The organism is Microvirga lupini (genome assembly GCF_014191055.1).
In the GTDB taxonomy this organism is placed as follows: Bacteria; Pseudomonadota; Alphaproteobacteria; order Rhizobiales; family Beijerinckiaceae; genus Microvirga; species Microvirga lupini_A.
Genome location: NZ_JACHWB010000001.1, coordinates 703,533 through 722,830, shown reverse-complemented (window position 1 = coordinate 722,830; position 19,298 = coordinate 703,533). Strand labels below are relative to the sequence as shown.

Annotated in this window: 39 protein-coding genes; all 39 read right to left on the bottom strand. The window is 64.4% G+C overall.

The annotated features are described in order from the left end of the window. Positions 1–114: 114 nt before the first annotated feature. A complete protein-coding gene (locus FHR70_RS03575; protein WP_183447166.1) occupies positions 115–363 on the bottom strand; it encodes a hypothetical protein in 249 nt (82 codons plus the stop codon). Continuing rightward, positions 360–812 (bottom strand): hypothetical protein, encoded by a 453-nt coding sequence (locus tag FHR70_RS03570; RefSeq protein WP_183447164.1) that lies wholly within the window; start codon positions 810–812, stop codon positions 360–362. The genes FHR70_RS03575 and FHR70_RS03570 overlap by 4 nt, the downstream gene beginning before the upstream one ends. Before the next feature lie 10 nt (positions 813–822). Then, a complete protein-coding gene (locus tag FHR70_RS03565; RefSeq protein WP_210277455.1) occupies positions 823–1,155 on the bottom strand; it encodes a DUF4326 domain-containing protein in 333 nt (110 codons plus the stop codon). A gap of 223 nt (positions 1,156–1,378) precedes the next feature. After that, entirely contained in the window at positions 1,379–1,648 is a 270-nt protein-coding gene (locus FHR70_RS03560; RefSeq protein WP_183447162.1) for a hypothetical protein, read from the bottom strand. Next, on the bottom strand, positions 1,645–1,947 hold the full coding sequence (locus FHR70_RS03555; protein ID WP_183447160.1) for a hypothetical protein: 303 nt from the start codon (positions 1,945–1,947) through the stop codon (positions 1,645–1,647). The genes FHR70_RS03560 and FHR70_RS03555 overlap by 4 nt, the downstream gene beginning before the upstream one ends. Then, complete coding sequence (locus tag FHR70_RS03550; RefSeq protein WP_183447158.1) at positions 1,944–2,210, bottom strand: hypothetical protein; 267 nt, start codon at positions 2,208–2,210, stop codon at positions 1,944–1,946. The genes FHR70_RS03555 and FHR70_RS03550 overlap by 4 nt, the downstream gene beginning before the upstream one ends. After that, a complete protein-coding gene (locus FHR70_RS03545; RefSeq protein ID WP_183447156.1) occupies positions 2,207–2,365 on the bottom strand; it encodes a hypothetical protein in 159 nt (52 codons plus the stop codon). Before FHR70_RS03545 ends, FHR70_RS03550 begins: the two co-directional genes overlap by 4 nt. Continuing rightward, positions 2,362–2,652: a phiTE_015 family protein gene (locus tag FHR70_RS03540; RefSeq protein ID WP_183447154.1), complete on the bottom strand. Its 291-nt coding sequence runs from the start codon at positions 2,650–2,652 to the stop codon at positions 2,362–2,364. The genes FHR70_RS03545 and FHR70_RS03540 overlap by 4 nt, the downstream gene beginning before the upstream one ends. After that, entirely contained in the window at positions 2,649–3,236 is a 588-nt protein-coding gene (locus FHR70_RS03535) for a hypothetical protein (RefSeq protein ID WP_183447152.1), read from the bottom strand. Before FHR70_RS03535 ends, FHR70_RS03540 begins: the two co-directional genes overlap by 4 nt. A gap of 85 nt (positions 3,237–3,321) precedes the next feature. Then, a complete protein-coding gene (locus tag FHR70_RS03530) occupies positions 3,322–3,738 on the bottom strand; it encodes a hypothetical protein (protein ID WP_183447150.1) in 417 nt (138 codons plus the stop codon). Between the two features lie 292 nt (positions 3,739–4,030). Continuing rightward, positions 4,031–4,429, bottom strand: a complete 399-nt coding sequence (locus FHR70_RS03525; RefSeq protein WP_183447148.1) for a phage protein NinX family protein — start codon at positions 4,427–4,429, stop codon at positions 4,031–4,033. After that, positions 4,426–4,644, bottom strand: coding sequence for a hypothetical protein (locus FHR70_RS03520; RefSeq protein WP_183447146.1), 219 nt, complete (start codon positions 4,642–4,644; stop codon positions 4,426–4,428). Before FHR70_RS03520 ends, FHR70_RS03525 begins: the two co-directional genes overlap by 4 nt. Then, positions 4,641–5,255: a hypothetical protein gene (locus tag FHR70_RS03515; RefSeq protein WP_183447144.1), complete on the bottom strand. Its 615-nt coding sequence runs from the start codon at positions 5,253–5,255 to the stop codon at positions 4,641–4,643. The genes FHR70_RS03520 and FHR70_RS03515 overlap by 4 nt, the downstream gene beginning before the upstream one ends. Next, a complete protein-coding gene (locus tag FHR70_RS03510; RefSeq protein ID WP_183447142.1) occupies positions 5,252–5,545 on the bottom strand; it encodes a hypothetical protein in 294 nt (97 codons plus the stop codon). The genes FHR70_RS03515 and FHR70_RS03510 overlap by 4 nt, the downstream gene beginning before the upstream one ends. Positions 5,546–5,612: 67 nt before the next feature. After that, positions 5,613–6,479: an SPFH domain-containing protein gene (locus tag FHR70_RS03505; RefSeq protein ID WP_183447140.1), complete on the bottom strand. Its 867-nt coding sequence runs from the start codon at positions 6,477–6,479 to the stop codon at positions 5,613–5,615. A gap of 169 nt (positions 6,480–6,648) precedes the next feature. Next, on the bottom strand, positions 6,649–7,251 hold the full coding sequence (locus FHR70_RS03500) for a hypothetical protein (RefSeq protein WP_210277454.1): 603 nt from the start codon (positions 7,249–7,251) through the stop codon (positions 6,649–6,651). 44 nt (positions 7,252–7,295) lie between these two features. Continuing rightward, positions 7,296–8,510 carry a DNA-methyltransferase gene (locus FHR70_RS03495; protein ID WP_183447138.1) on the bottom strand — a complete coding sequence of 405 codons (1,215 nt, stop codon included), beginning with the start codon at positions 8,508–8,510 and terminating at the stop codon, positions 7,296–7,298. Between the two features lie 98 nt (positions 8,511–8,608). Further along, positions 8,609–8,914: a HigA family addiction module antitoxin gene (locus FHR70_RS03490; protein ID WP_183448466.1), complete on the bottom strand. Its 306-nt coding sequence runs from the start codon at positions 8,912–8,914 to the stop codon at positions 8,609–8,611. Positions 8,915–8,919: 5 nt separating this feature from the next. Continuing rightward, on the bottom strand, positions 8,920–9,210 hold the full coding sequence (locus FHR70_RS03485; RefSeq protein ID WP_183447136.1) for a type II toxin-antitoxin system RelE/ParE family toxin: 291 nt from the start codon (positions 9,208–9,210) through the stop codon (positions 8,920–8,922). Between the two features lie 144 nt (positions 9,211–9,354). Then, positions 9,355–9,654 carry a DUF1145 domain-containing protein gene (locus tag FHR70_RS03480; RefSeq protein WP_183447134.1) on the bottom strand — a complete coding sequence of 100 codons (300 nt, stop codon included), beginning with the start codon at positions 9,652–9,654 and terminating at the stop codon, positions 9,355–9,357. Beyond that, on the bottom strand, positions 9,651–9,926 hold the full coding sequence (locus FHR70_RS03475; RefSeq protein ID WP_183447132.1) for a hypothetical protein: 276 nt from the start codon (positions 9,924–9,926) through the stop codon (positions 9,651–9,653). Before FHR70_RS03475 ends, FHR70_RS03480 begins: the two co-directional genes overlap by 4 nt. Positions 9,927–9,948: 22 nt before the next feature. Continuing rightward, entirely contained in the window at positions 9,949–11,055 is a 1,107-nt protein-coding gene (locus tag FHR70_RS03470) for an oxidoreductase (RefSeq protein WP_183447130.1), read from the bottom strand. 139 nt (positions 11,056–11,194) lie between these two features. Further along, positions 11,195–12,175 carry a helix-turn-helix domain-containing protein gene (locus tag FHR70_RS24470; RefSeq protein ID WP_183447128.1) on the bottom strand — a complete coding sequence of 327 codons (981 nt, stop codon included), beginning with the start codon at positions 12,173–12,175 and terminating at the stop codon, positions 11,195–11,197. A 213-nt stretch (positions 12,176–12,388) separates the two neighbouring features. Beyond that, positions 12,389–13,897 (bottom strand): site-specific DNA-methyltransferase, encoded by a 1,509-nt coding sequence (locus tag FHR70_RS03460; RefSeq protein WP_183447127.1) that lies wholly within the window; start codon positions 13,895–13,897, stop codon positions 12,389–12,391. After that, entirely contained in the window at positions 13,894–14,412 is a 519-nt protein-coding gene (locus FHR70_RS03455; protein ID WP_183447126.1) for a hypothetical protein, read from the bottom strand. Before FHR70_RS03455 ends, FHR70_RS03460 begins: the two co-directional genes overlap by 4 nt. A gap of 405 nt (positions 14,413–14,817) precedes the next feature. Beyond that, the gene (locus FHR70_RS03450) at positions 14,818–14,979 is read right to left on the bottom strand and encodes a hypothetical protein (RefSeq protein WP_183447125.1); all 162 of its coding nucleotides are present in this window, start codon (positions 14,977–14,979) and stop codon (positions 14,818–14,820) included. After that, entirely contained in the window at positions 14,976–15,260 is a 285-nt protein-coding gene (locus FHR70_RS03445) for a hypothetical protein (protein ID WP_183447124.1), read from the bottom strand. The genes FHR70_RS03450 and FHR70_RS03445 overlap by 4 nt, the downstream gene beginning before the upstream one ends. Before the next feature lie 41 nt (positions 15,261–15,301). Beyond that, on the bottom strand, positions 15,302–15,727 hold the full coding sequence (locus tag FHR70_RS03440) for a hypothetical protein (RefSeq protein WP_183447123.1): 426 nt from the start codon (positions 15,725–15,727) through the stop codon (positions 15,302–15,304). 46 nt (positions 15,728–15,773) lie between these two features. After that, complete coding sequence (acpP, locus tag FHR70_RS03435; RefSeq protein ID WP_183447122.1) at positions 15,774–16,016, bottom strand: acyl carrier protein; 243 nt, start codon at positions 16,014–16,016, stop codon at positions 15,774–15,776. 103 nt (positions 16,017–16,119) lie between these two features. Next, a complete protein-coding gene (locus FHR70_RS03430; protein WP_183447121.1) occupies positions 16,120–16,350 on the bottom strand; it encodes a hypothetical protein in 231 nt (76 codons plus the stop codon). Continuing rightward, positions 16,347–16,520 carry a hypothetical protein gene (locus tag FHR70_RS03425; RefSeq protein ID WP_183447120.1) on the bottom strand — a complete coding sequence of 58 codons (174 nt, stop codon included), beginning with the start codon at positions 16,518–16,520 and terminating at the stop codon, positions 16,347–16,349. Before FHR70_RS03425 ends, FHR70_RS03430 begins: the two co-directional genes overlap by 4 nt. Beyond that, positions 16,517–16,915: a hypothetical protein gene (locus tag FHR70_RS03420; protein WP_183447119.1), complete on the bottom strand. Its 399-nt coding sequence runs from the start codon at positions 16,913–16,915 to the stop codon at positions 16,517–16,519. Before FHR70_RS03420 ends, FHR70_RS03425 begins: the two co-directional genes overlap by 4 nt. After that, entirely contained in the window at positions 16,912–17,043 is a 132-nt protein-coding gene (locus tag FHR70_RS24260; RefSeq protein ID WP_281381266.1) for a hypothetical protein, read from the bottom strand. The genes FHR70_RS03420 and FHR70_RS24260 overlap by 4 nt, the downstream gene beginning before the upstream one ends. Continuing rightward, positions 17,040–17,324 carry a hypothetical protein gene (locus FHR70_RS03415; RefSeq protein WP_183447118.1) on the bottom strand — a complete coding sequence of 95 codons (285 nt, stop codon included), beginning with the start codon at positions 17,322–17,324 and terminating at the stop codon, positions 17,040–17,042. The genes FHR70_RS24260 and FHR70_RS03415 overlap by 4 nt, the downstream gene beginning before the upstream one ends. Then, on the bottom strand, positions 17,321–17,545 hold the full coding sequence (locus tag FHR70_RS03410; protein ID WP_183447117.1) for a hypothetical protein: 225 nt from the start codon (positions 17,543–17,545) through the stop codon (positions 17,321–17,323). Before FHR70_RS03410 ends, FHR70_RS03415 begins: the two co-directional genes overlap by 4 nt. Positions 17,546–17,954: 409 nt before the next feature. Continuing rightward, positions 17,955–18,206: a hypothetical protein gene (locus tag FHR70_RS03405; protein WP_183447116.1), complete on the bottom strand. Its 252-nt coding sequence runs from the start codon at positions 18,204–18,206 to the stop codon at positions 17,955–17,957. Positions 18,207–18,250: 44 nt separating this feature from the next. Next, positions 18,251–18,625, bottom strand: coding sequence for a DUF7696 family protein (locus FHR70_RS03400; RefSeq protein ID WP_183447115.1), 375 nt, complete (start codon positions 18,623–18,625; stop codon positions 18,251–18,253). Continuing rightward, entirely contained in the window at positions 18,622–18,804 is a 183-nt protein-coding gene (locus FHR70_RS03395) for a hypothetical protein (RefSeq protein WP_183447114.1), read from the bottom strand. Before FHR70_RS03395 ends, FHR70_RS03400 begins: the two co-directional genes overlap by 4 nt. Continuing rightward, positions 18,801–19,034 (bottom strand): hypothetical protein, encoded by a 234-nt coding sequence (locus FHR70_RS03390; RefSeq protein WP_183447113.1) that lies wholly within the window; start codon positions 19,032–19,034, stop codon positions 18,801–18,803. Before FHR70_RS03390 ends, FHR70_RS03395 begins: the two co-directional genes overlap by 4 nt. Between the last annotated feature and the right edge of the window lie 264 nt (positions 19,035–19,298).

Genomic DNA, 19,298 nt, shown 5'->3' with positions numbered 1-19,298 from the left:
GCGCGCAACAACATCTCGCGCGCCCTACCAGCGCCCGAAACGACAACGCCGCCCTTGTAGGCGGCGCGTCAGTAGGCGATCAGGAGGCTGAGCCCCTGACTTGGCATCTGGTCATCAAGCACCGGAGTCGCCAGCAAGGCGCGCACGAGCGCGCGGTATGGCCCGCCGCGCAGCCTCCAATGCTGAGGTTCCGTGCTTCTGGTACACGCGCAGCTTTCCATCAGGGCCAAGCAGATCGAGCCCGACCCCTTCGCCGAACGGGCTTACCGCGTGGCCAGGGTTGCGGATGCGCGTGAATGACCACGACCAGTCTGGCAGCTCCTTATCCAGCAGTGCAGCAGCTTCTTCGAGTTGGTAGCTCACAGGTCACCCTCCTTCGCAGCCATGGCGGCGTCTACTTCTGCGTTCACGGCATCAATGCCTTCGCCGACATACTTGCCTACCTGCGGCGCATACCAATTCCAGCGCGCCGCATCCTTCCGCAGCGCCTCGATCTCAGCCCACAACACATTTCCCTGCACCGGTGGCGCATCGAGGAAATCATGGGCAGCGCCTGCGTGCTCGGCGCTGCCCAGCAGTGCTTTCAGGTGCCAAATCGCTGACATGCGGTGCCGGTCAAACTGAAGCGCCAGTGCGCGCCACTGCTCGCCCGCCTCGACATCTTCGCGCAAAGCCTCGACCTCGGCGCGCAGCTGGTCGCGCTCGGCAAGTATCGCCTGAGCCCGGGCATAGAACTGCTGGCGCGATAGCTCGTCGCCCATTGCCATATCGAACGGCATCCCGATGATGCCGTGATCCATCAGTTCGCTCACTTCCTTTCCCCTAGCGCCCGGCGGGCGCGTCTGATTGATTTTCTTCGGCTGGGCGCGAACGCAGCTCCAGCCAGGCAGCGGCCCGCTCGAGTACGTGCCCGTGGCAGGCCGCCGGTGCGCAGCAGCAACACAGGTCGCGGCCGTGCAGCTTGTAGACGGCATTCATGAAGGTGTAGTCCTCGCGAATCCGCTTCCACAGATACTGCCGGTACTTCTCGACCACCTCGGTGCGATCGCCGTCGCGGCCGATCACGAACGGGTTGCCGAACAGCGTCCCGCGCATGATGTTGACCGCGCCTTGCGGGATCTGGCCGCCGTGATGGTGCTTGTTGAGGACGGCCATCAGCGAACCTTGCCCCAGCGGTCGCGCGGGCCGGCTGATCCACTCGGAGGCCGCACTTCGGCAACCTGATCAAGCGGGGCGAGGCCAAGCATGCCGCCAGGACGAGGCGCGGGCGCCGATTTGCTGCCGTGCACGAACCCTACTTCACGTTCCGTAAGATCGCCGATCAGGCGTGCGAGGTATGCGGCCGAACATCCATCGACAATTAACACCCTTGTCCCGCTCACGTCCTCCCCTCCTTCCACTCCAGAAACGGCTTGCGCACCAGCTCGTGGAAGCGCTGGGCTGCGTCTGGGTTGGTGTCCAGCTCGTTGCGGGACTTCACCTGGCACTGGCTCAGGATGAAGCGCTTGGCCAACCGGCCATCGTCAACCTTCATGTCGACGTCACCGATGAACAGCCAGCGCTGAGCGCGAGCAGTGGCGCCTGCCCACTGGTGGAACTGCGGATCCCGGCAGAAGATGCAGGCCATGATGCAGAGGTCGCGGGTCATGGCGCCACCCCAATCCGCGCACCAGCACACTCCGCCTCGAAGCTCTTGGCGAACGTGGTCGGCGTGTCGCGCCAAGGCCTTGGCTGCATCAGCTTTGGCGCGCCATAGCGGTATCCTCGCGCATTCTTCATGCAGCCGCAGGACAGCGTGTTGCCGTGGCGCACGTCCTTGAGCCTCAGCGAGGCCTCGCGCCCGCAATCGCAGGCGAAGTACCACTGCGCGCCCTGGCCCTGGCCGTCAGGATTGCGGCGGACGGCTACCAGCATGCCGTAGCGATCTCCAGTGATGTCGAGGTTCATGGCGCACGCTCCGCGAGCTCAGCGGCGCGCTTGGCCTTCCACGCAGCGGACGTGCGGTCGCGGTCGCTGCCCTTATCGACCCACTCCCAGACCGGGCGGCCATTGCTGACCACGCCGGCCATGCGCCCGTTGCCGCCCGGGTAGACGTGCATCTCCTGCTGGCGGATCTGCGTGACCTGGCGCCCCTTCAGGAAGCGTTCGTCACCGGCCTTGGGCTGCTTGCGCGGCCGGCTTGCGGTGATGGTGATGCGGGTGATGGTCATGGCTTAGCCCTCGCCCACGTCACACCCCAGAGCATCAGTAACCCGAAGAATGCGCCGAATACGACGTCCATTCGGCTCACCGGGCTGTCCGGGAAGATGAGGTGCATGACGACCTGGCCAATCACCACGACCAGGAAGGCAATGAGGTAGTTCATGACGCCACCTTCAGGCCGGCGGCCTCGATTGCGTCACGCACACCGACAGCGCTCATCGCGCCTTCCTTGAAGGAGCCGCCGGCCCAGACCATCGGCAGCTCGATCACCACGCTGTCCAGCGCCTTGTTCCAGAACGCCCAGTACGCATCGACCGAGCTGTCGGCGTAGCCATCGCCGCTGCGGCCCAGACACTCGACGCGGATCTCGACCTCGAGGAACCCGCTCTCCTTGAAGCGCTCGATGACTGCCTGCTCGAACGCATCGCGCCGCTGCTCGACCAGGCTCATTGCGCACCGCCTTCGACACGGCGGTAGCCGGCGTCGTGCAGGGCTTCGACAGTGAGGCGCATGGCGGCAGAGTGGGAGATGTCAAGATTGTGAACTGGATACGTTGGATGCGCCTGCACCAGCTTGCACATGGCTGCAATGCGTTCATTGCGCTCCTCGGCCGCGATCTGCTCGGCGGTGCGGATGGGGCGCATCCTGCCGCCATAGGTCGTGTACATGGCGATCTTCTCGCCGCTCTTCACGACGCAGATTTCTTCACGGTCTTCCGGATCAATGCCGATAGCGACACAGACACCTTTGTGCCAGGCCTTGAAGCCTTCGCATGCAAATCCGCACTCGAGTTCAGCCCCAACCGGTGGAAGGCCTTCGCCGTTCCATTTCACGGGGCGCGGAATCCAGAGCCAGATGTCGGAGAAAACGTGGTACTCAGCACCATCGACCTTCTTGCCAACAAAACCTGCGCGACCTGGCTGAACGCAGTTGTCGTCACGGACTTTCGTGGATACCTGGAATGAACGGAACATGCCGCTCACGTTAGCGAAGGCGCCAATAGCGCATTCCTCCCACTGAATATTGTCTTCCACCTTCCTTTCCTTGGCCGGTCATGCCGGCGGTTGTTTGTCTTGTGGCGAGTGTAACTTACTTGCTCAAATATGCGCAACGCCTGCGCTATTCACCGACCAATTTGCGGATGGTGTCGGCCAGGGCCTTGAGGCCGTCCGCGTCGTCTACATGGTAGAGACCGACAGCCAGCCCCTTGTACTGCTCGCGAGGGCTAGGGCAGCCGCAGTGGCCGTCAACGCGAACCGAACGACCATGTGAGGCGTGCAGTTCCTCTGCAGCCGCAACCTCGATGCCCGGGCCTTCGCAGACCCAGTAGTACCAGGCACGAGTGAACTTCCAGCCGTGCAGGATGCCGATTACGGAGGTTTTGACCTCGCCCGACATCTTGCGCAGCAGCTCGGCCATGTGCTCAGGGCCTTTTCCATCCGCTTCCTGAATGGTCGGGATGCCGGCCGCCTTCAGCTCGGCACGCAGAATGTCGTCGGTGTCTTGGTGATCGCCTGCTTTGTTCGGGAATGACATGTCCTTTCCTCAAATATTTTGCGCCCTATTGGCGCCCTAGAAAAATGGCGCAGCCTTTAAGGCCGCGCCGCTGCTTGATCTTGATACTGTGACACCCTGATTCAGTGTCTGGGAGTGATCGACAGAGCCGCCAGGACGTCCTTCGGATTCATTCGATGGCACGCGGCATCGCTATTCCCTCGGTTAATTCTGGGCTCGCCGCAAACGCCGTCAGCATTGAGGTAAACGCATCCCTCTTTACTGCACGGCGTAGGCCAGCATGGGATCTGGCGTGATGACACGCGAGTGCTACTCACACGCCACCTCCCACCAGCTCAGCCGGCACGCTGACGGTGTCGCCCAGGCGCTCGTAGACCAAGCGGCGGCACGCGGCCTGCAAGGCGTTGAGCCCCTGGCAGGAGCTCATGACCTCGCTTCCGAGCATGTGTGCTGACCAGAACCCGAGCGAATGGCCTGGGCCTGTCACGCTGATACGGTACTTCTGGATCAGCGGCCCGCCCTTCGCCCAGTCGGTCGAGTACGGCGCCGGCCCCTGCTGGTACGGGATGTCCTCGTGGAAGAACGCCCACTCGCCGTTACCGCTCTTGTGGTGGCGCACCTCCAGCGGCCTGCCAGAAACAACCGCGTCGACAGCCCAGTCCAGCGCGCGCCCACTCAGCTCGGCGACCTTCACCTCGATCATGCGCGTCATTTCTCACCGTCCTTAACCCAGCCCATCACCTTGTACTTGAGGAAGTCACCGGCCCTGGCCGCCACGGCGCAATGCGCCTTGGTGACGCCGAAGGTGGTCACGTGCTCGCCATGCGGATCAGGATCGTCGCCGACCTTGCGGGCGACGATGATCACCTGGTCGTAGCCGAACTCTTTCGCGATGCGCTCGGCGGCGGAGATTGGGATGGGCTTCATTGGGCACCTGACTTGGCCTGGTCGGCCTCGTATTGATCCCATGCGGCCTTGTCACCATTGGCCACGAACCACAACAGCGCGCCGTCACCTTCGTCACGCACTGAGCCGCCGTACTTGGCGCCATCGAACATGAACTCGCCGGTCATGGTGATGTACGGATAGGCACCGCGAAACGACTTGTACTGCAGGTCGGGCCGCAGCTCGCGCACACGGCTCTCGAAGGCGGCGAACTTCGCGTTTTGCTCAGCCACCTTGGAGTCGTGCGAAGTCTCGCAGCCAGGACTGCAGAACACATGCTCGCCGCGATACACAGGTTCGTGCGGTTCGTAGTTGCCGTCATCGTCGGTCGAACCCGACTCCTTGTGCACCATGGCGCCGCAGTTGGCGCAGCTGACATGCCAGTCGTTCTCGATGTAGGCCAGCGCCGGGATGCCGCTGTCCACATACTGATCGGCCCACGGCAGGCGCTTGCAGGACACAGCCTCGAAGTCGGTACCTATCTCATCGGCGCCCTGCCGGCGGGCCGCCACGTTGGTGGTAGCGAATTGGATTGTGGATTCTTCCGGATCATCGGTCTCGATGATGAAGGCCTTCACTGGTTTGGCGCTCATTGGGCACCACCCTTCACCGCGGCGATGGCGGCGCGCACCTGCGCAAGCTCTTCGCTGACCGGGTAGTCCGTTGCATCGACGCCGGCCAGGCACTCCTCCGCATTCTCCAGCGCCGCCAGGAGCTGGTCGCGCTGCTCAATCATGCCGAGCAGCCAGGCCTCATTCACCAGGCGCACGCCATTCAGTTGCAGCGTGCCGTAGTCCTGATGCCCGAACTCGTGGCCCAGGGCGTTGCCCGTTAGGGCGAGAGTGCTGGTACTGTTCAGCTCCAGCTCGTTCTGTTTGCTCACCTTCCTTTCCCCTGCAGGCCGCGCCTGCTGTTGTTCTAAGGGTTGGGCGCCGGGGCGCCCGATTGCATTACTTCTTGGCTTCGATGAACGGCAGCGCCTGGTTCGGCAGCATGGTCGAAGGCAGGGCACCGTTCCAACGCTCTGCCTTGGTCAGCTCCACCAGCTCCGGGTTGCTGCCCAGGGCCTGAGCACGAGCCTTGATCGCCTCGGCTTCCGCGGCACCCAGCAGCGCGATACCTTCAGCCTTGGCACGGGAGGCAGCGAGCGCTGAGTCAGCCGTGGCCTGGGCCTGGGTGACCACGATCTGCGCCTGGATCTGCTCGGTGGCCAGCTGTTGCTCGCGGGTTTTCACGGCGACTTCGGCCCGCATGCGCTCTTCGATCGACTTCTCGTAGGCATCACTGAAGTCGATGTTCTCGACCTGGACGCTGTCGATCACCACTGGGCCGGTAATGGCGCCCTTGATCGCCGAAGCAATGTCCGTGACGAGCTTGCCGCGCTGCTGCACAGCGTTGACGGCGGTGTACTGGCCGAACACGTTCTCGACCTGGGTCGGCACGTGGCGGGCAATGGCTCGGGCCAGCAGACCTTCCAGGTCGCCGTAGCCACGGTACACGGCAGCGACTTCGCCTGGTGGAACGTGCCAGCTGACCGACACCACCAGCGATGCGGCTTGCTGGTCGCGGCTGTAGGCCTGCAGACCGTTCCAGTTGTTGGCGTTGTTCTGCACCGAGATGGTCTTCACCGTGTCAATGAAGGGGATCTTCCAGTGCAGGCCGGGATCCGCCACCTCGACGAACGCACCGTTACGCAGCACCACGCCACGTTCCTTCTCGTCGACGGTGTAGAAGCTCAGAATGGCTGCCACAAACAGAAGCAGAGCCGCCACTGCCACAAGACCTTTTACCGCATAACCGCGAACGTTACTTTCCACATTCCTTTCCTCTGGAGTTCTGCCTGGCTCATGCCTCGGCAGTGACGCAATTCTATTACTCTTTTCTGATCAATTGCAACACCTGCGCCCTATGTGCGCCCAATGAAAACGGCGCAACCCTCGCAGGCCGCGCCGTCCTTGTGTTCCTGAGCTGTGACGCCCTGATTATCTATCTGGATTGAGCCTGCTCAAGCGCGTGCTTCAGGCGCCAGTTCTCGTTGCGCAGCTCGTCGAGTTCCCTGATCTGCGAGTTCACGCGATTGATCAGCCTGGTCTGCTCCGCGTAGACAGCCTTGATCTTCCGGTTCATCTCCTCGGCATCGCCGACACGGTGCAGCAACTTCGTCAGCAGGAACTGCTCGCGGTCGCGATCGGCGACGTGGCGGAAGGCCTCGATGGCCTCGAGCCTGGCGTCGTACCGCCCGCCGTAGTGCGCCGCAGGGCCGGCCACTGCCTTCACGTGCCCGCGGCTGTTCACCGTGAGCAGGCCCCAGCCTGGCGGCAGCTCGTCAGGGCTGATCAGCCCCTCTGGCGCCATGAAATACCGCCAGTTGCCGCAGCCGCCGGTGGTGCGGTGCGCCTTCTTGCGATCGGCCAGGAAGTCGGCACGGCTGGTCTTGCACTCGACCACGACCGACCCGTCGTCGTAGCTGCCAGCAGCGCGGAACCCGATCGCGTCCGGCACCTCACCAGTCCAGCCCGACCGGCACTCGCTGACCGCCACGTGGCAGCCCGGGCCGCCGGCCGAGTTCGCCCGCTTCAGCCACTTCACCGCGGTGGCGCACAGGTCGGCGTGCGACATCGGGATAAGGAGGCTCACACGGCCTCCTGGGCGAACATATCCTGCTGCACCGCCTGCACGACCGCTGGCTCAGGCGCGCGCTTCACCAGCTCGTGCTCGATGCGCGCCTCGGCGATCGCCAGGTACTCCGGCGACAGCTCGCAGCCGATGAAGCGGAAGCCCTCGCGCATGGCGGCCTTGCCGGTACTGCCGCTACCCATGAACGGGTCAAGCACCACACCGCCCGGCGGCGTCACCAGCCGACACAGGTAGGCCATCAGGTCGGTGGGCTTGACGGTCGGGTGGTTGTTGCCGGTTGTCGCGGTGTTCTCGACCTGGCGCAGGGTGGTGCCGCGCTTGAATTGAGCGCCAGGATCATCCAGGCCCTCGTGGCGATCCTTGCGGCTGGCCTTGGCGCAGTAGAAGAAGCGGGCAGCGCTGCCGTTGTCGGCGTGGAAGGCGCCAGGAACACGCTCACGCTCGCCAGTCACATTGCCGACGCTGGCCTTGCTGTCCTCAGTGCCTCGCACCGGAGCAGCTGCGCCGGCCTGCGCAGGGAAAAGCTCCACCACCTCGTCGCTGCCGTCGTGGATCAGGTTGGCGGGCCAGCGGCCGGCGGGCGCCTCTCCTGTAAGCTGGTACTCCTTCTCGCCTCGACCGCCAGGCTCCTGTCGAGTGTAACTTTTCGACTTTGGCCATGTCTCGACCGTCGTACCGACCCGGCACCCATCGATATTCAGCGCCCCAGTGCCGTGCGCCAGCACGTTGGTCGCCACGGTGCCGCGGAATGGCTTGCGCGCCACCGCGATCGGCTCCAGCGCCGGCTTGAGCGCAGTACCCCAGCCTTCCCACTCGCCCTCAAGATTGTGCGACTTCGGGAAACCCGACCCGTACACCCAGGCGATGCTGTCGCGGATCTCGAAGCCAGCCAAACGAATAGCCAGCGTGCCCATGTCCTGCGTCCGCGTGCCGAAGAACGCCAGCAGGTGGCCGCCAGGCTTGAGCACGCGCAGGCTCTCGCGCCACACGCTCGGCCCGGGCACGAAGCTGTCCCAGGTCTTGCCCATGAAACCGCCGCCCTTGTGCTGGTAGTCGTCGCCGGCCATCCAGTGGCGCAACACCTCGAGCATGTCGGGCTCTTTGCTCAGGCCATAGGGAGGGTCGGTGACGATGCTGTCGACGGAGTTGTCAGGTAGGGTTTTGAGCACTGCCAGGCAGTCGCCCAGGTGAAGCTGGTACGGCGCTTCCATAAGTCTCCCGCCAGGTTGTTTCCTGGCTTGATCGTGATTTCACGCATCATATCTGAGTAACGATATTGCGTGCAATCACGGGAGACAGCGTGAACCTATCAGGCAGCCTGCAGCGGCCGCGCCCGGGCAATACGCTGCCGGCGCTTCTCGTCGTGCATGGCCTCCCACAGGTCGGTGGCCTGCTGGGCGTTGAGCCAGAATTCAGGCGACGTGCCGAACACGCCGGCCAGCATCAGGGCGGTGTCCGCGGTCACGGCCCGGCGATCGCGGCACAGCTCGTTGACCAGGCGCGTCTGCACGCCCATGGCCCGGGCCAGGTCGGTCTGGGTCAGCTCCATCGGCTCCAGGAACTCGGCGGTCAGGATCTCGCCGACAGTCGTGGGCTTGCGGTTGGTCTCGATCATGTCTCTCACCGGTACGTGTGCGGATCCAGGTATACGTCGCTCGCTTTGCCGTCGTTCCAGCGGAAGATCAGGCGGTACTGCTTGTTGACCCGGATCGAGCAGTAGGCGGCCAGCTTGCCGTGCAGGTGCTCGAACCGGTTCCCGGGCGGTACCCGCAGATCGCCCTCGGTCGTGGCGAAGCGGATGATGTCCAGCTTCCTGGCCAGAGCCCCTTCCATAGCGCCAGGGATCAGCCGGTGCCCGGTACCGTTGACGTAGAACTCATGCAGCCAGGCATCTCGGAAGCTCGATATCATGATCAGCCTATACCGTGAGGCGGTATAGCGGTCAAGTGTGAATCCATGCCGAGGCGCCCGATACGCGCCCGAAACAGAGCGGCGCGCTCAGATGGCGCGCCGCTGCTGGTGTTGCAGGTGGTGACACCCAGACTCGCAGTCTGGCTACCCGCCCACCTTGCGCTTGCCCTGCTCCAGCCAGCGCACCGACACCCAGTGCATCAGCACCGAACCGGTGACCGTGCCGGCGATGTAGACCGCGCCCAGGTGGTAGGCGTCGCTCAGCTGCATGCCCGGGCGCACCACCATGCCGATCAGGAGGAACTGCGATACGAACCAGATGCCGTTGCTGAACACCGCGGCGATCGCGTGGTAGCCGTAGCTGCCGGAGTTACGCGCGCGGCTAACCCAGGTGAAGGCGGCGTTCTGGACGACCAGGAGCAGGAACCAGAGAACGAGGCTCACTCGGCAGGCTCCTCGACGGGCTCAGGCTCCTCGGCCGGCGCTGGCTGCTCGATGTCGCGCTTGCCCAGCTGCCACACACCGCCGTAGTCGGCGATCGACTCGAGCTCCGGCACCGCACTGGTGTCCAGGGCCTCGCCCTCCGGCGCAGCCACCTCGAATACCTTCGGCGCGTGTGCGTCAGAACAGACGAAGACGCCACCGCCCTGGTGGATCAGGCGGGCGTTGCCCAGGCCGGTCAGGACGACGCCTACGGGCAGTTCGAAATACTTCATGGGTGCTCCTTGTGATGGTTGATCAGGCCGCGCCTTCGAGCATGGCCGGGTTGACGATGTGGCGCGCGACTTCGCCGAACTCCGAATGCATGACGATGCACTTCATGTTCTGCTGCGCGCGGTAGCCGCCCCAGGCAGCATACGCGTCCTTGGCGGTCAGCGTGTTGAACGACTCGACGGTGACACCGGCGTATTCCTTGACGCTCTGGTGGTGGACGTGGCCCAGGAACCAGTAGCGGTACTCGGTGCGGCCCCAGGCCTTGGCCTGGTCTGCAGCCATCACGCCAGGCAGGCGGTCGGGCTTGCAGGTGTGGCCGTGGTGCATGCCGATCAGCACCTTGCCGTGCTCGACGTACATGAACGGCGCCGGGCTGTTGTCGATCTCGACGCGCGGCTCGTTGGCGTAGATGTGGCCCAGGGCGATGCCCAGCCAGATGGCGCCGGTGTCGTCGTGGTTGCCGATCACGTTGATGACGCGCACGGTGCGGTGCTTGCCCAGGGCTGACTCGATGCACTGGCGCATGACCTTGATGCCGACGCGGATCATCTTGGCGTAGCGGCCGTCCATGTCCAGGATGTGCCCGCTACGGCTGGTCGTGCCTTCCATGTTGTCGGCGTGGAACCAATCCCCAAGGTTGATGATGACCGCCTTCTCGGCTGGCGGCGACATCTCGACGAGGGCGGCCATCGCGCCGCACTGAATCCGCTCACCGATCTCAAGATCCCAGTTCTGGCCCTGCGTCTCCTCGGCCCAGGCGCGCATGCCGATGTGGGCATCGCCGATCGGGTAGGTTGCCATCAGGTGCGACAGGTACTGGCCGTTATCCTTGCGCGGCTTGAGCTTGGGCAGCTCTTCGACCATGGCCTCGCAGGCCTCGCGCAGCAGCTCGATCTGGCGCTCGCGGTCGACCTGGCTCTTGACCCACTGGCCGCGCGGCTTGCCATCCACGTCGTAGTAGGTGCTGACGCCCTTCACCAGGAAGCCGTCAGGCACCGTGTGCACCATGTCGTGCTCAGGGCTGAAGCCCTTCTTCACCAACGCAGCTTTGCGGGAGAAGTAGACGCGCTCATGGATACCCAGTTTGGCGGCCGCCTGCTTGCCGGTCAGGTTTGCACGTATGCACTCCATGACTTGCTCGTCAGTCGCTTTCTTGAACGGGTGCTGGTACTCAGCACGCTGCAAATCATTGGACTTTTTCAATGTGCCTTTCCTGATCAGAACTAACCCTGATCAGGATTGTCGCGTCACGAATGATGGCGCAGCAGAACTACGGCTCAAGAAAGTCATCCAGATCGACCGCGAACTCGACGACTTCGTGGCCGAACTCATGCATAGCGGCCATCAGGACATCCATGGCGCCCGCCTGGGTCGCGACGTTGTACATGAGGGAAAAGCAGAGCAGGCCGGCGATCAGCACCGCCTGAGCTCCCCGGCGGTAGATGCCCGGGGTGACGCCGGTAACGGCCTTGAACGCTGTGGTGAAGTGGCTCTGGCCGGTGTAGCCGCATTCCAGTGCGACCTGTGCCAGCGGCATCACCCCTGAACGCAGGCGCTTCTTGGCCTCCACCACCCGCCGCTCGGCGATGAACCGCAGCGGCGTCTGGCCGGTCGCAGCCTTGAACCGGCGCGCGAAGTGGAAGGCGCTCAGGTTGGCCGCTGCTGCCAACTCAGCCAGGGTGATCTGCCGGTGGATGTTGTCGTCGATGAAGTCCATCACCCGCCGGCGCCTGGCCGCGCTGAGCTCGCTCTGCTTGTCGAATGCAACCGACGCCTTGGGCGACAGCTTGCGCACGGCAGCGACAGCCAGGGCAATCGCCGTGCTCTCGATCAGCAGCGGCCACTCGCGGAATCCTTCGGTCATGGACATGTGCCGAAGCGCTCCGGACAGAGACTGCGTCGTCGGCCCGGTGATGTCGGCATAGCGGAATTCGATGCGGGAGTGGTCGACGTGATCCTCGGCCACCTTGGTGAAGAGGTCGTCGCTCATCCTGATAGCAGTCAGCTCGGCGAGCTCAGCCAGGTGCCCGGTCTGCGTGTATCCCTTGGGGAGGAAGCAGACATCGTTCACCTTCCAGCGCTCTACCGGAGCATAACTGATCGGCTTGTAATCCGAGTGCGACAGAACCACGACGTGCTCAGGCACGGTAAAATTGTCTATCTGTCCAGTGTACTTGCCGGTGAATATCCGGATGCCCGCGTTTTCGAAATGCTGGATCTCGATGCCGGGGGTTGCGGGAAGTCCTGCCACAATGGGTTACTGCCAAAGATGAAAATCTGGGCAGCGCAATAACCTAGGTTAAGTCCAGATTAGAACGAATCTTATTACATATCCCCGCTATCCAGAGATAACGCTAATTTGAGCCCTATACGCGCCCGAGACCCTTGCTATTTGGCGTAAGTTGTTGAAAGGACTCAGCTTTATAGGCTTGGATTCCCAGACTGGTGATCTGGGTTTGCACAATCAGAACAACGCTTCGTCGTCAAGGTCATCAACCTGCGGCGGTAGCGCGCGGGCCTCGCCCTCGCCCGGGAACTCCTCGCCGGTCACCGCGTGCACCGCCTTGCGCCCGCTGTAGTGCTCCCAGCGCCGCACGATCACGTCGGCGAACTTCGGGCTGAGCTCCATCAGGCGTGCCGACATGCCCAGGCGATCGGCGGCGATCAGCGTGCTGCCGGATCCGCCGAAGGCATCGGCCACCAGGTCGCCGGCACGTGCGGACTGCTTCAGCATCCGCTCGACAAGGGCAACGGGCTTCTGCGTCGGATGCAGGCCACTGCTCGCCGGCTTGGGCTCGAACAACATCGACGACGGATGCTGCTCGACCATGGCATCCGCCGACACCACCAGCACGCTCTCGCCGATGCGCACCTGGTACCGGCCATCCTCCATGCGGGTGAACGGCGAGCCGTCGCCCAGGTCGATCACGCTGGTGTTCTTGCGGCCGCCGTACCAGCGGTGCGCGCTGCCCTTCTTCCAGCCGTACAGGATCGGCTCGTGGATGCTCTGCCAGTCCATGCGCCCCAGCACCATCCGGTCTTTCTTCCAGACCAGGCAGGACTGCAGGTGCAGGCCGGCGTCGGCGAAGGCGTTGCGGAAGGTCTGGCCCTCGAGGTCGGAGTGCGCCACGTAGATCGGCGCCCCTGGCTTCATCACGCCGAACAGGGTGGCGAAGGTGGTCTGCAGGAACTCGGAAAACTCGGCCGGCGACATCTTGTCGTTGGCGATCGCGCCCGTGTCCGCGCGGTTGCCGCCGTCCCACTTGTCCTGCTCGCGGTTCTTGCGGCCCTGGTCGACGTTGTAGGGTGGATCTGTCCAGACGATATCGACCTGCTCGGTGCCCAGCAGGCGATCCCAGGCATCGACGCTGGTGGCATCACCGACGCACAGCCGGTGCGCGCCCATCACCCACACGTCGCCCGGCACGCTGACGGGCTCATCGGGTGCTGCAGGTGCTGCGTCCGGATCCTTGTCTTCGGGCAGCTCGATCTCCGGCGCCAGCAGCGCCGCCAGCTCGTCCTCGTCGAAGGCGGTCAGCGACAGGTCGAAGTCGGCTTCCTTCAGCTCGGCCAGCTCCAGCTTCAGCATTTCGTCGTCCCAGCCCGCGGACAGGGCGGAGCGGTTGTCGGCGATGATGTACGCCCGGCGCTGCTGCGCGCTCCAGCCGGTGACGTCCATGGTCGGCACCATGCCGATCGGGATCGGCGTGCCATTCGGGAACTTGATCTGCTCGCCGCGCTTGTAGATCGCCTCAGCGGCCATGCAGCGCCCGTGCCCGGCGACGATGCCCATGTCGTCGATCAGGACGCTGTTCGTCCAGCCGTATTCCAGCAGGAGGGCCTGCAGCTGCTCGACCTGGGCCGGCGAGTGCGTGCGGCTGTTGCGGGCGTAGGCCACCAGGCTGTCGAGCGGGCGCAGTTTGATCTGCGGCACGTCCGGGTCGAGGCCCATCATCTTGCTCAGGTCGCTCATGTCCGCTCCACCACCACCACGCCGCCGCCCGGCTTCTCGTCGTCCTTCACGCCAAAGGCCCGGCGCTCGGCCCGATGCAGGATGTCCAGCGTCTCGGCCGTGATCTTGGCCAGCTTCGCCTTCTGGAACGCCATGTTCGGGTCGCTGTGCCGGATCTTGATCGCCTCCTGCGACAGGACGCGCGGCGCGATCAGTTCGGCCTTGTGGCGCTCGAGCAGCTTGTGCACGGCGTCCTCGTGCAGGGGCACGGCCAGGTTCGGCATGGCCTCGCCATCGCGGGCGTTGACCTCGGCGACCTGCATCTTCCACTCGTTGAAGCGGATCACCGCCTCTGCGGCCTCTTCGGTTTGGCCGGACTTGACCACCTTGGCCCAGCCCTCTGCACGCTTTTGCGCGGCGAGCACGCGCGACGGGATGCCGGTCACCTCGGTCAGCTCCGCCATGGTCATGCCATGGGTGCCTTCGTAGATGGCCCGGGCATCGCCCAGTCGGTGGTGGAAGGAGTCGTCGGTCACACTTGCATCATCTGGCGGTTGCGATGGCGCCAGTGTGCCGTCACGACGAAAGGTGCCTTGCTGCGGGGCTGGTGCGCCCGAATGGCGCCCGAAGGTGTGCGGTGTGCTCGCCAGCCCTTGCAGCGTCTGGCGTGGCGAGCGTTGATGCCCTGATGGTGTATCAGGGTTGTAGTTCGCGAAGCCCGTAAAGCCGATCAATCTGATCGCACTCCCATACCTCAAATGCATCGTCAGCCGCATCGGCTTTGTGCTCCGCGCGCAACGCTTGGGCAGGTGCGCGGCGACCCTGCTGCCGCTCCGCCTTGTGGCAGAAGTGCTTGACCACCGCGCCATGCCCTCGACCGCTGAATGGCCTGCGCGACCAGAAGTCGTAGCCTGGGCCTTTGCTTCCGGTAATTGACCTGCTCACGGTCTGCCCTCCAGCTCCGCAATCCGCTTCTCCAGCTTCTCGCAGCGCTGGCGTGGCGTATCGACCAGGCACCAGATCAGGAACGCGCCCAGGCCGAGCTCTGGCCGACCAATGTGGTGGGCGATCAGCACGAAGCCGATCATCGTCCAGCCGCTCATGGCTCGCCCACCGGCATCGGCCGGCGCCCCTGCTGGTGCCAGTGGTAGGCGCTCGCGCTGACCTCACCCTGGCAGTGCCGGCAGCGGTACTTGCCATTGCCGGGCGGGGCGGTGATCAGCTGCTCGAACTCGTGCCAAGGACAGGCGCGCAGCTTCGCGCTGTTCGCCTTCACCTGCTCGGCGATCGCGCGAATCTCGTCGCGCGGTAGGCTGGTCAGCTCAGCCATCACGCCAACGCCGTCGTAGGTGCCGTTGGGGTTGCGGTGGTCTTCGAGGTTCATGCTCAATTCTCGATAGGTGCGCCGTCCGTGGCGCGGGGTGGTTAGGCGGCGGATGCCTCGGCGTCGTAGTCGGCCAAGGCTGACTTGATCATGGCTTTGCCAAACTGGGTCGCAGCTACCGCCAGGCAGTACATGACCGCGGTGGCGATCAAGCCGACGTATGCGGACATCAGCACGATGGCGAGCGTCATCAGCCAGGAGATGGTCTTGCGAACAGGGCCGTAGGTGGTCTTTCCGATCAGGTCGCGCGCTTGCGCAATGATCTTGTCGCGCGCTTCGCCGGTGGCGTGCGTGACGCCGAGCCCCATTACGGCGGCCATCACACCCCCGAAGATGCCGAGCGCGGAGAACGCCCAAAGGCTGACGGCGGCCATGTTTGCCAGGCCTGGGCTGTCGAGCCGCACCGAGCCAATGAGCATGGACATGACGGCGATGAAGAACAGGTACGCGAAGATACGTGGTTTCAATTTCCTTTCCTCGGTAGGTTGGCGCCCGCAGGCGCCGTGGTGGTGATCAGTCGACCAGGCGCTTGACCAGATCGATGGCTTCTTGAACGGTCTGCGCACCTTCGGCGGCGTCGTCACTGATCTCGATCTCGAACTCCTCCTCGATGGCCATGACAATCTCGATGAAGTCGAGGCTATCGCCGCCCAGGTCGTTCAGGATGTGCTGCTCGGCGGTCACTGGCTCATTGCCGCCCAGGCCCAGCTGCTGCTCGACGATCTCGATGACGCGCTGCTCTACGGTCTTGCCCATTTCCTTTCCCCTTGTGGCGCCCTAATGGCGCCCGATGATGGTTTATACCGGCTGGAAGTGGCGTATTCCCTGGGGCCGGCGACCCAGAGCACCAGATTGCTAGTCAGGGCTTGGTCATCAGGCCGCTGAGCCAGGCGAGCACGCGGCGCGGCATGGACTGCCCCAGATCCTGGGCGGCGCGGCGGTCTTTGCGGCCATCGCGCAGGCCACGCTCGTAGGCTGCATCGCCGATCACGCCCACGCGGTAGCTCTTCACGCCTTCGGGCCAGCCGTAGCGACCCACGCGATAGCCGTTCTGGTAGGCCGATCGCCGGCGCTGAGCGGTCTTGCTCACAGCTGGGCGCCGTAGGCAGCGCGCTTGAACTGCGACGGCTCGCCGGTGATCGCCCGGCGCTGCAGGTCGGCGCGGATCAGCTTGCGGACAGACTTGCGCAGGCGCTTCTCGGCGCGCTTCTGGATGGCTGCGAGCTCGACGAGCTCCGTGTGGGTGTAGTTCTCGTTCATTTCGAGTGATCTCCGTAGAGTTGGTGAAGGGCATCTGGCGCCGTGCGGCGCTGGAACTGCACCTCGATGCCGCGAGCGCGCAGGGCGTGCAGGAATGGGTTGCGGTGCGAGTAGCCGATCGCGAGCGCAGCGGCCTGGGCCGTGTGCGTCTTGGCCAGCCTGATCACCGCATCACGGAACGGCTCGCCGGTCTCGGCGACGTAGCGCGCGACCACGTTCGAGGCATCGAACGGGTCACTGTTTGGGTTGTCAGCGAGCTTCTTCTGGAAGTTGCAGTAGTCGACGCCCAGCGCCCGTGCCGTGTCCTTGCGGGTCAGGCCCTGGTCAGCGAAGTCGCCGACCAGATCCCAGAACGGCATGCCCCAGCGCTCCTCGGTGCGTTGCTGGATGTTCACAGGGCATCCTCCTCGTCGATGATGCTGGCCGGGTCATTGCGCGTGGCAGCATGGAAGAACGCGAGCAGGCCGAGCGCCGCCAGAACCCACACGCCAGCGCAGAGCGCCACAAACTGCCCGGCGCTCATGCTGCCACCGCTGGAAGGTGCTTGCGGGTGGCCACCAGGCGCGAGCGGGTGATGCCCGACAGCACGCGCTGAATCATGGCCGCGTCGACGCCGTAGCGGCGCTGCAGCTGCTCGGTGCCCCAGCCAGCGAACTGGTCGAGCGCCCGGCATTCCAGGATCTGCTCGTCGGTCATCAGCGGGGCATTGCCGCGGATCTTGCCGGTGGCCTTGCTCTTCGCCGCGGTGGCGGTGTGGTCGGTCTTGGCGTAGCCGCGGCATACTGCGCTGTAGGCGATCCTCATGCGGCACCGCCTGCTGCCTGGGCCTGCAGCTGCTGGAGCTTGGAACGGCGCGCCACCTTGCGCAGCGCGCGCTCGGCCCGGCGGCCGGCATCGTCAAGCAGCGCGTTCATGTCGTAGCCAGGCTGCCACTCAGGGCGGCGCGTCGGCATGATTGCAGCGGGCGCTTTGGCCAGGAGGCCGGCGGCCGCCACGGCGAGCAGGAGAGTGGTTGCGCGGATCATAGGCCACGATCCTCACGCTGGCGCTCAGCCCAAGCATCGCACGCTGGGCCGGTCAGTCGGCCTTCGGCGCAGGCCAGGGCCTCACGACGGTTGCTGAACCCCTCGCACACCTTGTGCCCAGCGCAAGGGCGACCATCGCCCCAGGTCGGCTGATGGGCAATGGCTTCCGATGGCCCTTGGGCCTGGAGCATCCAGTCTGGCAAGCAGGACAGCGCTCGATTGTCGTTGCTGGGTCGCCAGCAGGTAACCCCGCGCTCTGGGTCGCGCAGAACCAGAAGGTCGTAGCGATCAGCGTCGCGAGCCTTCAGGCCGACAGGTTGATCGTATGGCTTCAGCTCGCCGTATGAGGGGCTGCCACCGTCGCACCCACCCAGCACCACCAGTGCAGCGGCCAATGCCGCGGCGCGGATCACGATGCCACCTGCGCGTCGTGCGGGTTCACCCAGGGGCGGATGCTGCCCACCTGGCGAGGGAACAGGCCCTGGCCGAACAGGTTGAACATCACGTAGGTGGCGATCCCATCGAAACGCTCACCTGGGTCGATGTCTTTCATCGAGCACACTGGCTCGTACATCGACGATTTTCCGACGCGGCGAACTGCCGTGTCCTCGGAAATGAAGCGCGGGACGATGATATCCAGCAGCCTGAGAAGTTTGCTCACCCCTTTCCCCTTACCGGCTCCGCCGGTGCGTTGTATTTGAGCAATTATGCGCTTTGTTGAACCTGCGCTGCAACTGGTTGTCGCGCGGCGTGCAGGGCGAGCAGTTTGGCCTTCAGGGTGTCGCATGGGTTCTTGCCGAAGCGCAGCTCGACGGCGTCCAGGTAGTGCTGCCGCTGCTGCTTGTTCGGCAGGTTGAGCACGTAGTGCGGCTCGAGCTCGTAGCAGCGCATCTTGAGGGCCTTGGCTGCGTCGGTGCCGCGGCGCTTCTCGACCATGGTGAAGAACTCCATGCGCTGGGCCTGGGTCATGGTCAGGATGTGGCGCGCCTCACACTCAGCGCGCCAGGCCTCGCTGTCGCTGGGCACCTGCTCGCCGGTGTACAGGGTGACCATGGGCGCCTTCCAGGTGCAGACGTTCATGCCGACACCCTATCGGCCGACAAGGCCAGCAGCGCGCAGACCATGGACGCGGCGACAGCCCCCATCGTGCATCCGGCCAGCCAGCGCGGAGTAGCGTCGACCGCGACGCCGGCGATCATCGCCACCAGCGCGAGGCCGCAGCACCCAAGCCCGGCCATCAGCCACCAGAAAGACCTCACTGCAGCGGCATCCGCAGGCAGACGTCAGCAGCCAGCACGGACTGGTGCCAGTCCTTCTCGCGGTGACCGCCGTCGACCATGCCGTTGCGCCAGCCATGCCACGCGGAGCGCGTCGCGGTGTTGCCAGGCTCAGGCGCGCCACGCAGGCCAGCCAGGTAGCCGGCCATGCACTCGTTCTCGTCGATGGTCGCCAGGTCGCGCACGGTGGTGACCGGTTGGAATTCGCTCATGTGAGCCTCTGCGATGTGTTGGGGTTGAGCCTGAATTGTACCAATCATTTCTGATCAATGCCCGGGCTTTACACTTGATCACTTTTGGCGATCTGAGCCCTATGTGCGCCCGAAAACCTTGGCGTTAGGCTGAAAGCCTTGTGGCGCAAGGGTTCTGGCGTCTTGAAACCCTGATTGGTCATCTGGTTATCGCGCTGCCCAGCGCCCGCACTTGGCCATCGCGGCGCTTCTCTCAGGCGTTCTTGGCCCGATCAGGAACGGAAA

Bases quoted from the DNA above. Each gene is read 5' to 3' on its own strand.
- FHR70_RS03545 (WP_183447156.1), bottom strand. From the start codon at position 2,365: ATGAACTACCTCATTGCCTTCCTGGTCGTGGTGATTGGCCAGGTCGTC.
- FHR70_RS03525 (WP_183447148.1), bottom strand. From the start codon at position 4,429: ATGACGCGCATGATCGAGGTGAAGGTCGCCGAGCTGAGTGGGCGCGCG.
- FHR70_RS03495 (WP_183447138.1), bottom strand. From the start codon at position 8,510: ATGGAAGCGCCGTACCAGCTTCACCTGGGCGACTGCCTGGCAGTGCTC.
- FHR70_RS03490 (WP_183448466.1), bottom strand. From the start codon at position 8,914: ATGATCGAGACCAACCGCAAGCCCACGACTGTCGGCGAGATCCTGACC.
- FHR70_RS03450 (WP_183447125.1), bottom strand. From the start codon at position 14,979: ATGAGCGGCTGGACGATGATCGGCTTCGTGCTGATCGCCCACCACATT.
- FHR70_RS03565 (WP_210277455.1), bottom strand. From the start codon at position 1,155: ATGGCCGTCCTCAACAAGCACCATCACGGCGGCCAGATCCCGCAAGGC.
- FHR70_RS03515 (WP_183447144.1), bottom strand. From the start codon at position 5,255: ATGAGCGCCAAACCAGTGAAGGCCTTCATCATCGAGACCGATGATCCG.
- FHR70_RS03410 (WP_183447117.1), bottom strand. From the start codon at position 17,545: ATGATCCGCGCAACCACTCTCCTGCTCGCCGTGGCGGCCGCCGGCCTC.
- FHR70_RS03470 (WP_183447130.1), bottom strand. From the start codon at position 11,055: ATGGAGTGCATACGTGCAAACCTGACCGGCAAGCAGGCGGCCGCCAAA.
- FHR70_RS03485 (WP_183447136.1), bottom strand. From the start codon at position 9,210: ATGATATCGAGCTTCCGAGATGCCTGGCTGCATGAGTTCTACGTCAAC.
- FHR70_RS03400 (WP_183447115.1), bottom strand. From the start codon at position 18,625: ATGAACGTCTGCACCTGGAAGGCGCCCATGGTCACCCTGTACACCGGC.
- FHR70_RS03475 (WP_183447132.1), bottom strand. From the start codon at position 9,926: ATGAAGTATTTCGAACTGCCCGTAGGCGTCGTCCTGACCGGCCTGGGC.
- FHR70_RS03540 (WP_183447154.1), bottom strand. From the start codon at position 2,652: ATGAGCCTGGTCGAGCAGCGGCGCGATGCGTTCGAGCAGGCAGTCATC.
- FHR70_RS03390 (WP_183447113.1), bottom strand. From the start codon at position 19,034: ATGAGCGAATTCCAACCGGTCACCACCGTGCGCGACCTGGCGACCATC.
- FHR70_RS03550 (WP_183447158.1), bottom strand. From the start codon at position 2,210: ATGACCATCACCCGCATCACCATCACCGCAAGCCGGCCGCGCAAGCAG.
- FHR70_RS03560 (WP_183447162.1), bottom strand. From the start codon at position 1,648: ATGACCCGCGACCTCTGCATCATGGCCTGCATCTTCTGCCGGGATCCG.
- FHR70_RS03445 (WP_183447124.1), bottom strand. From the start codon at position 15,260: ATGAACCTCGAAGACCACCGCAACCCCAACGGCACCTACGACGGCGTT.
- FHR70_RS03460 (WP_183447127.1), bottom strand. From the start codon at position 13,897: ATGAGCGACCTGAGCAAGATGATGGGCCTCGACCCGGACGTGCCGCAG.
- FHR70_RS03530 (WP_183447150.1), bottom strand. From the start codon at position 3,738: ATGTCATTCCCGAACAAAGCAGGCGATCACCAAGACACCGACGACATT.
- FHR70_RS03415 (WP_183447118.1), bottom strand. From the start codon at position 17,324: ATGAGGATCGCCTACAGCGCAGTATGCCGCGGCTACGCCAAGACCGAC.
- FHR70_RS24260 (WP_281381266.1), bottom strand. From the start codon at position 17,043: ATGAGCGCCGGGCAGTTTGTGGCGCTCTGCGCTGGCGTGTGGGTTCTG.
- FHR70_RS03425 (WP_183447120.1), bottom strand. From the start codon at position 16,520: ATGAACGAGAACTACACCCACACGGAGCTCGTCGAGCTCGCAGCCATC.
- FHR70_RS03520 (WP_183447146.1), bottom strand. From the start codon at position 4,644: ATGAAGCCCATCCCAATCTCCGCCGCCGAGCGCATCGCGAAAGAGTTC.
- FHR70_RS03555 (WP_183447160.1), bottom strand. From the start codon at position 1,947: ATGAACCTCGACATCACTGGAGATCGCTACGGCATGCTGGTAGCCGTC.
- acpP (WP_183447122.1), bottom strand. From the start codon at position 16,016: ATGGGCAAGACCGTAGAGCAGCGCGTCATCGAGATCGTCGAGCAGCAG.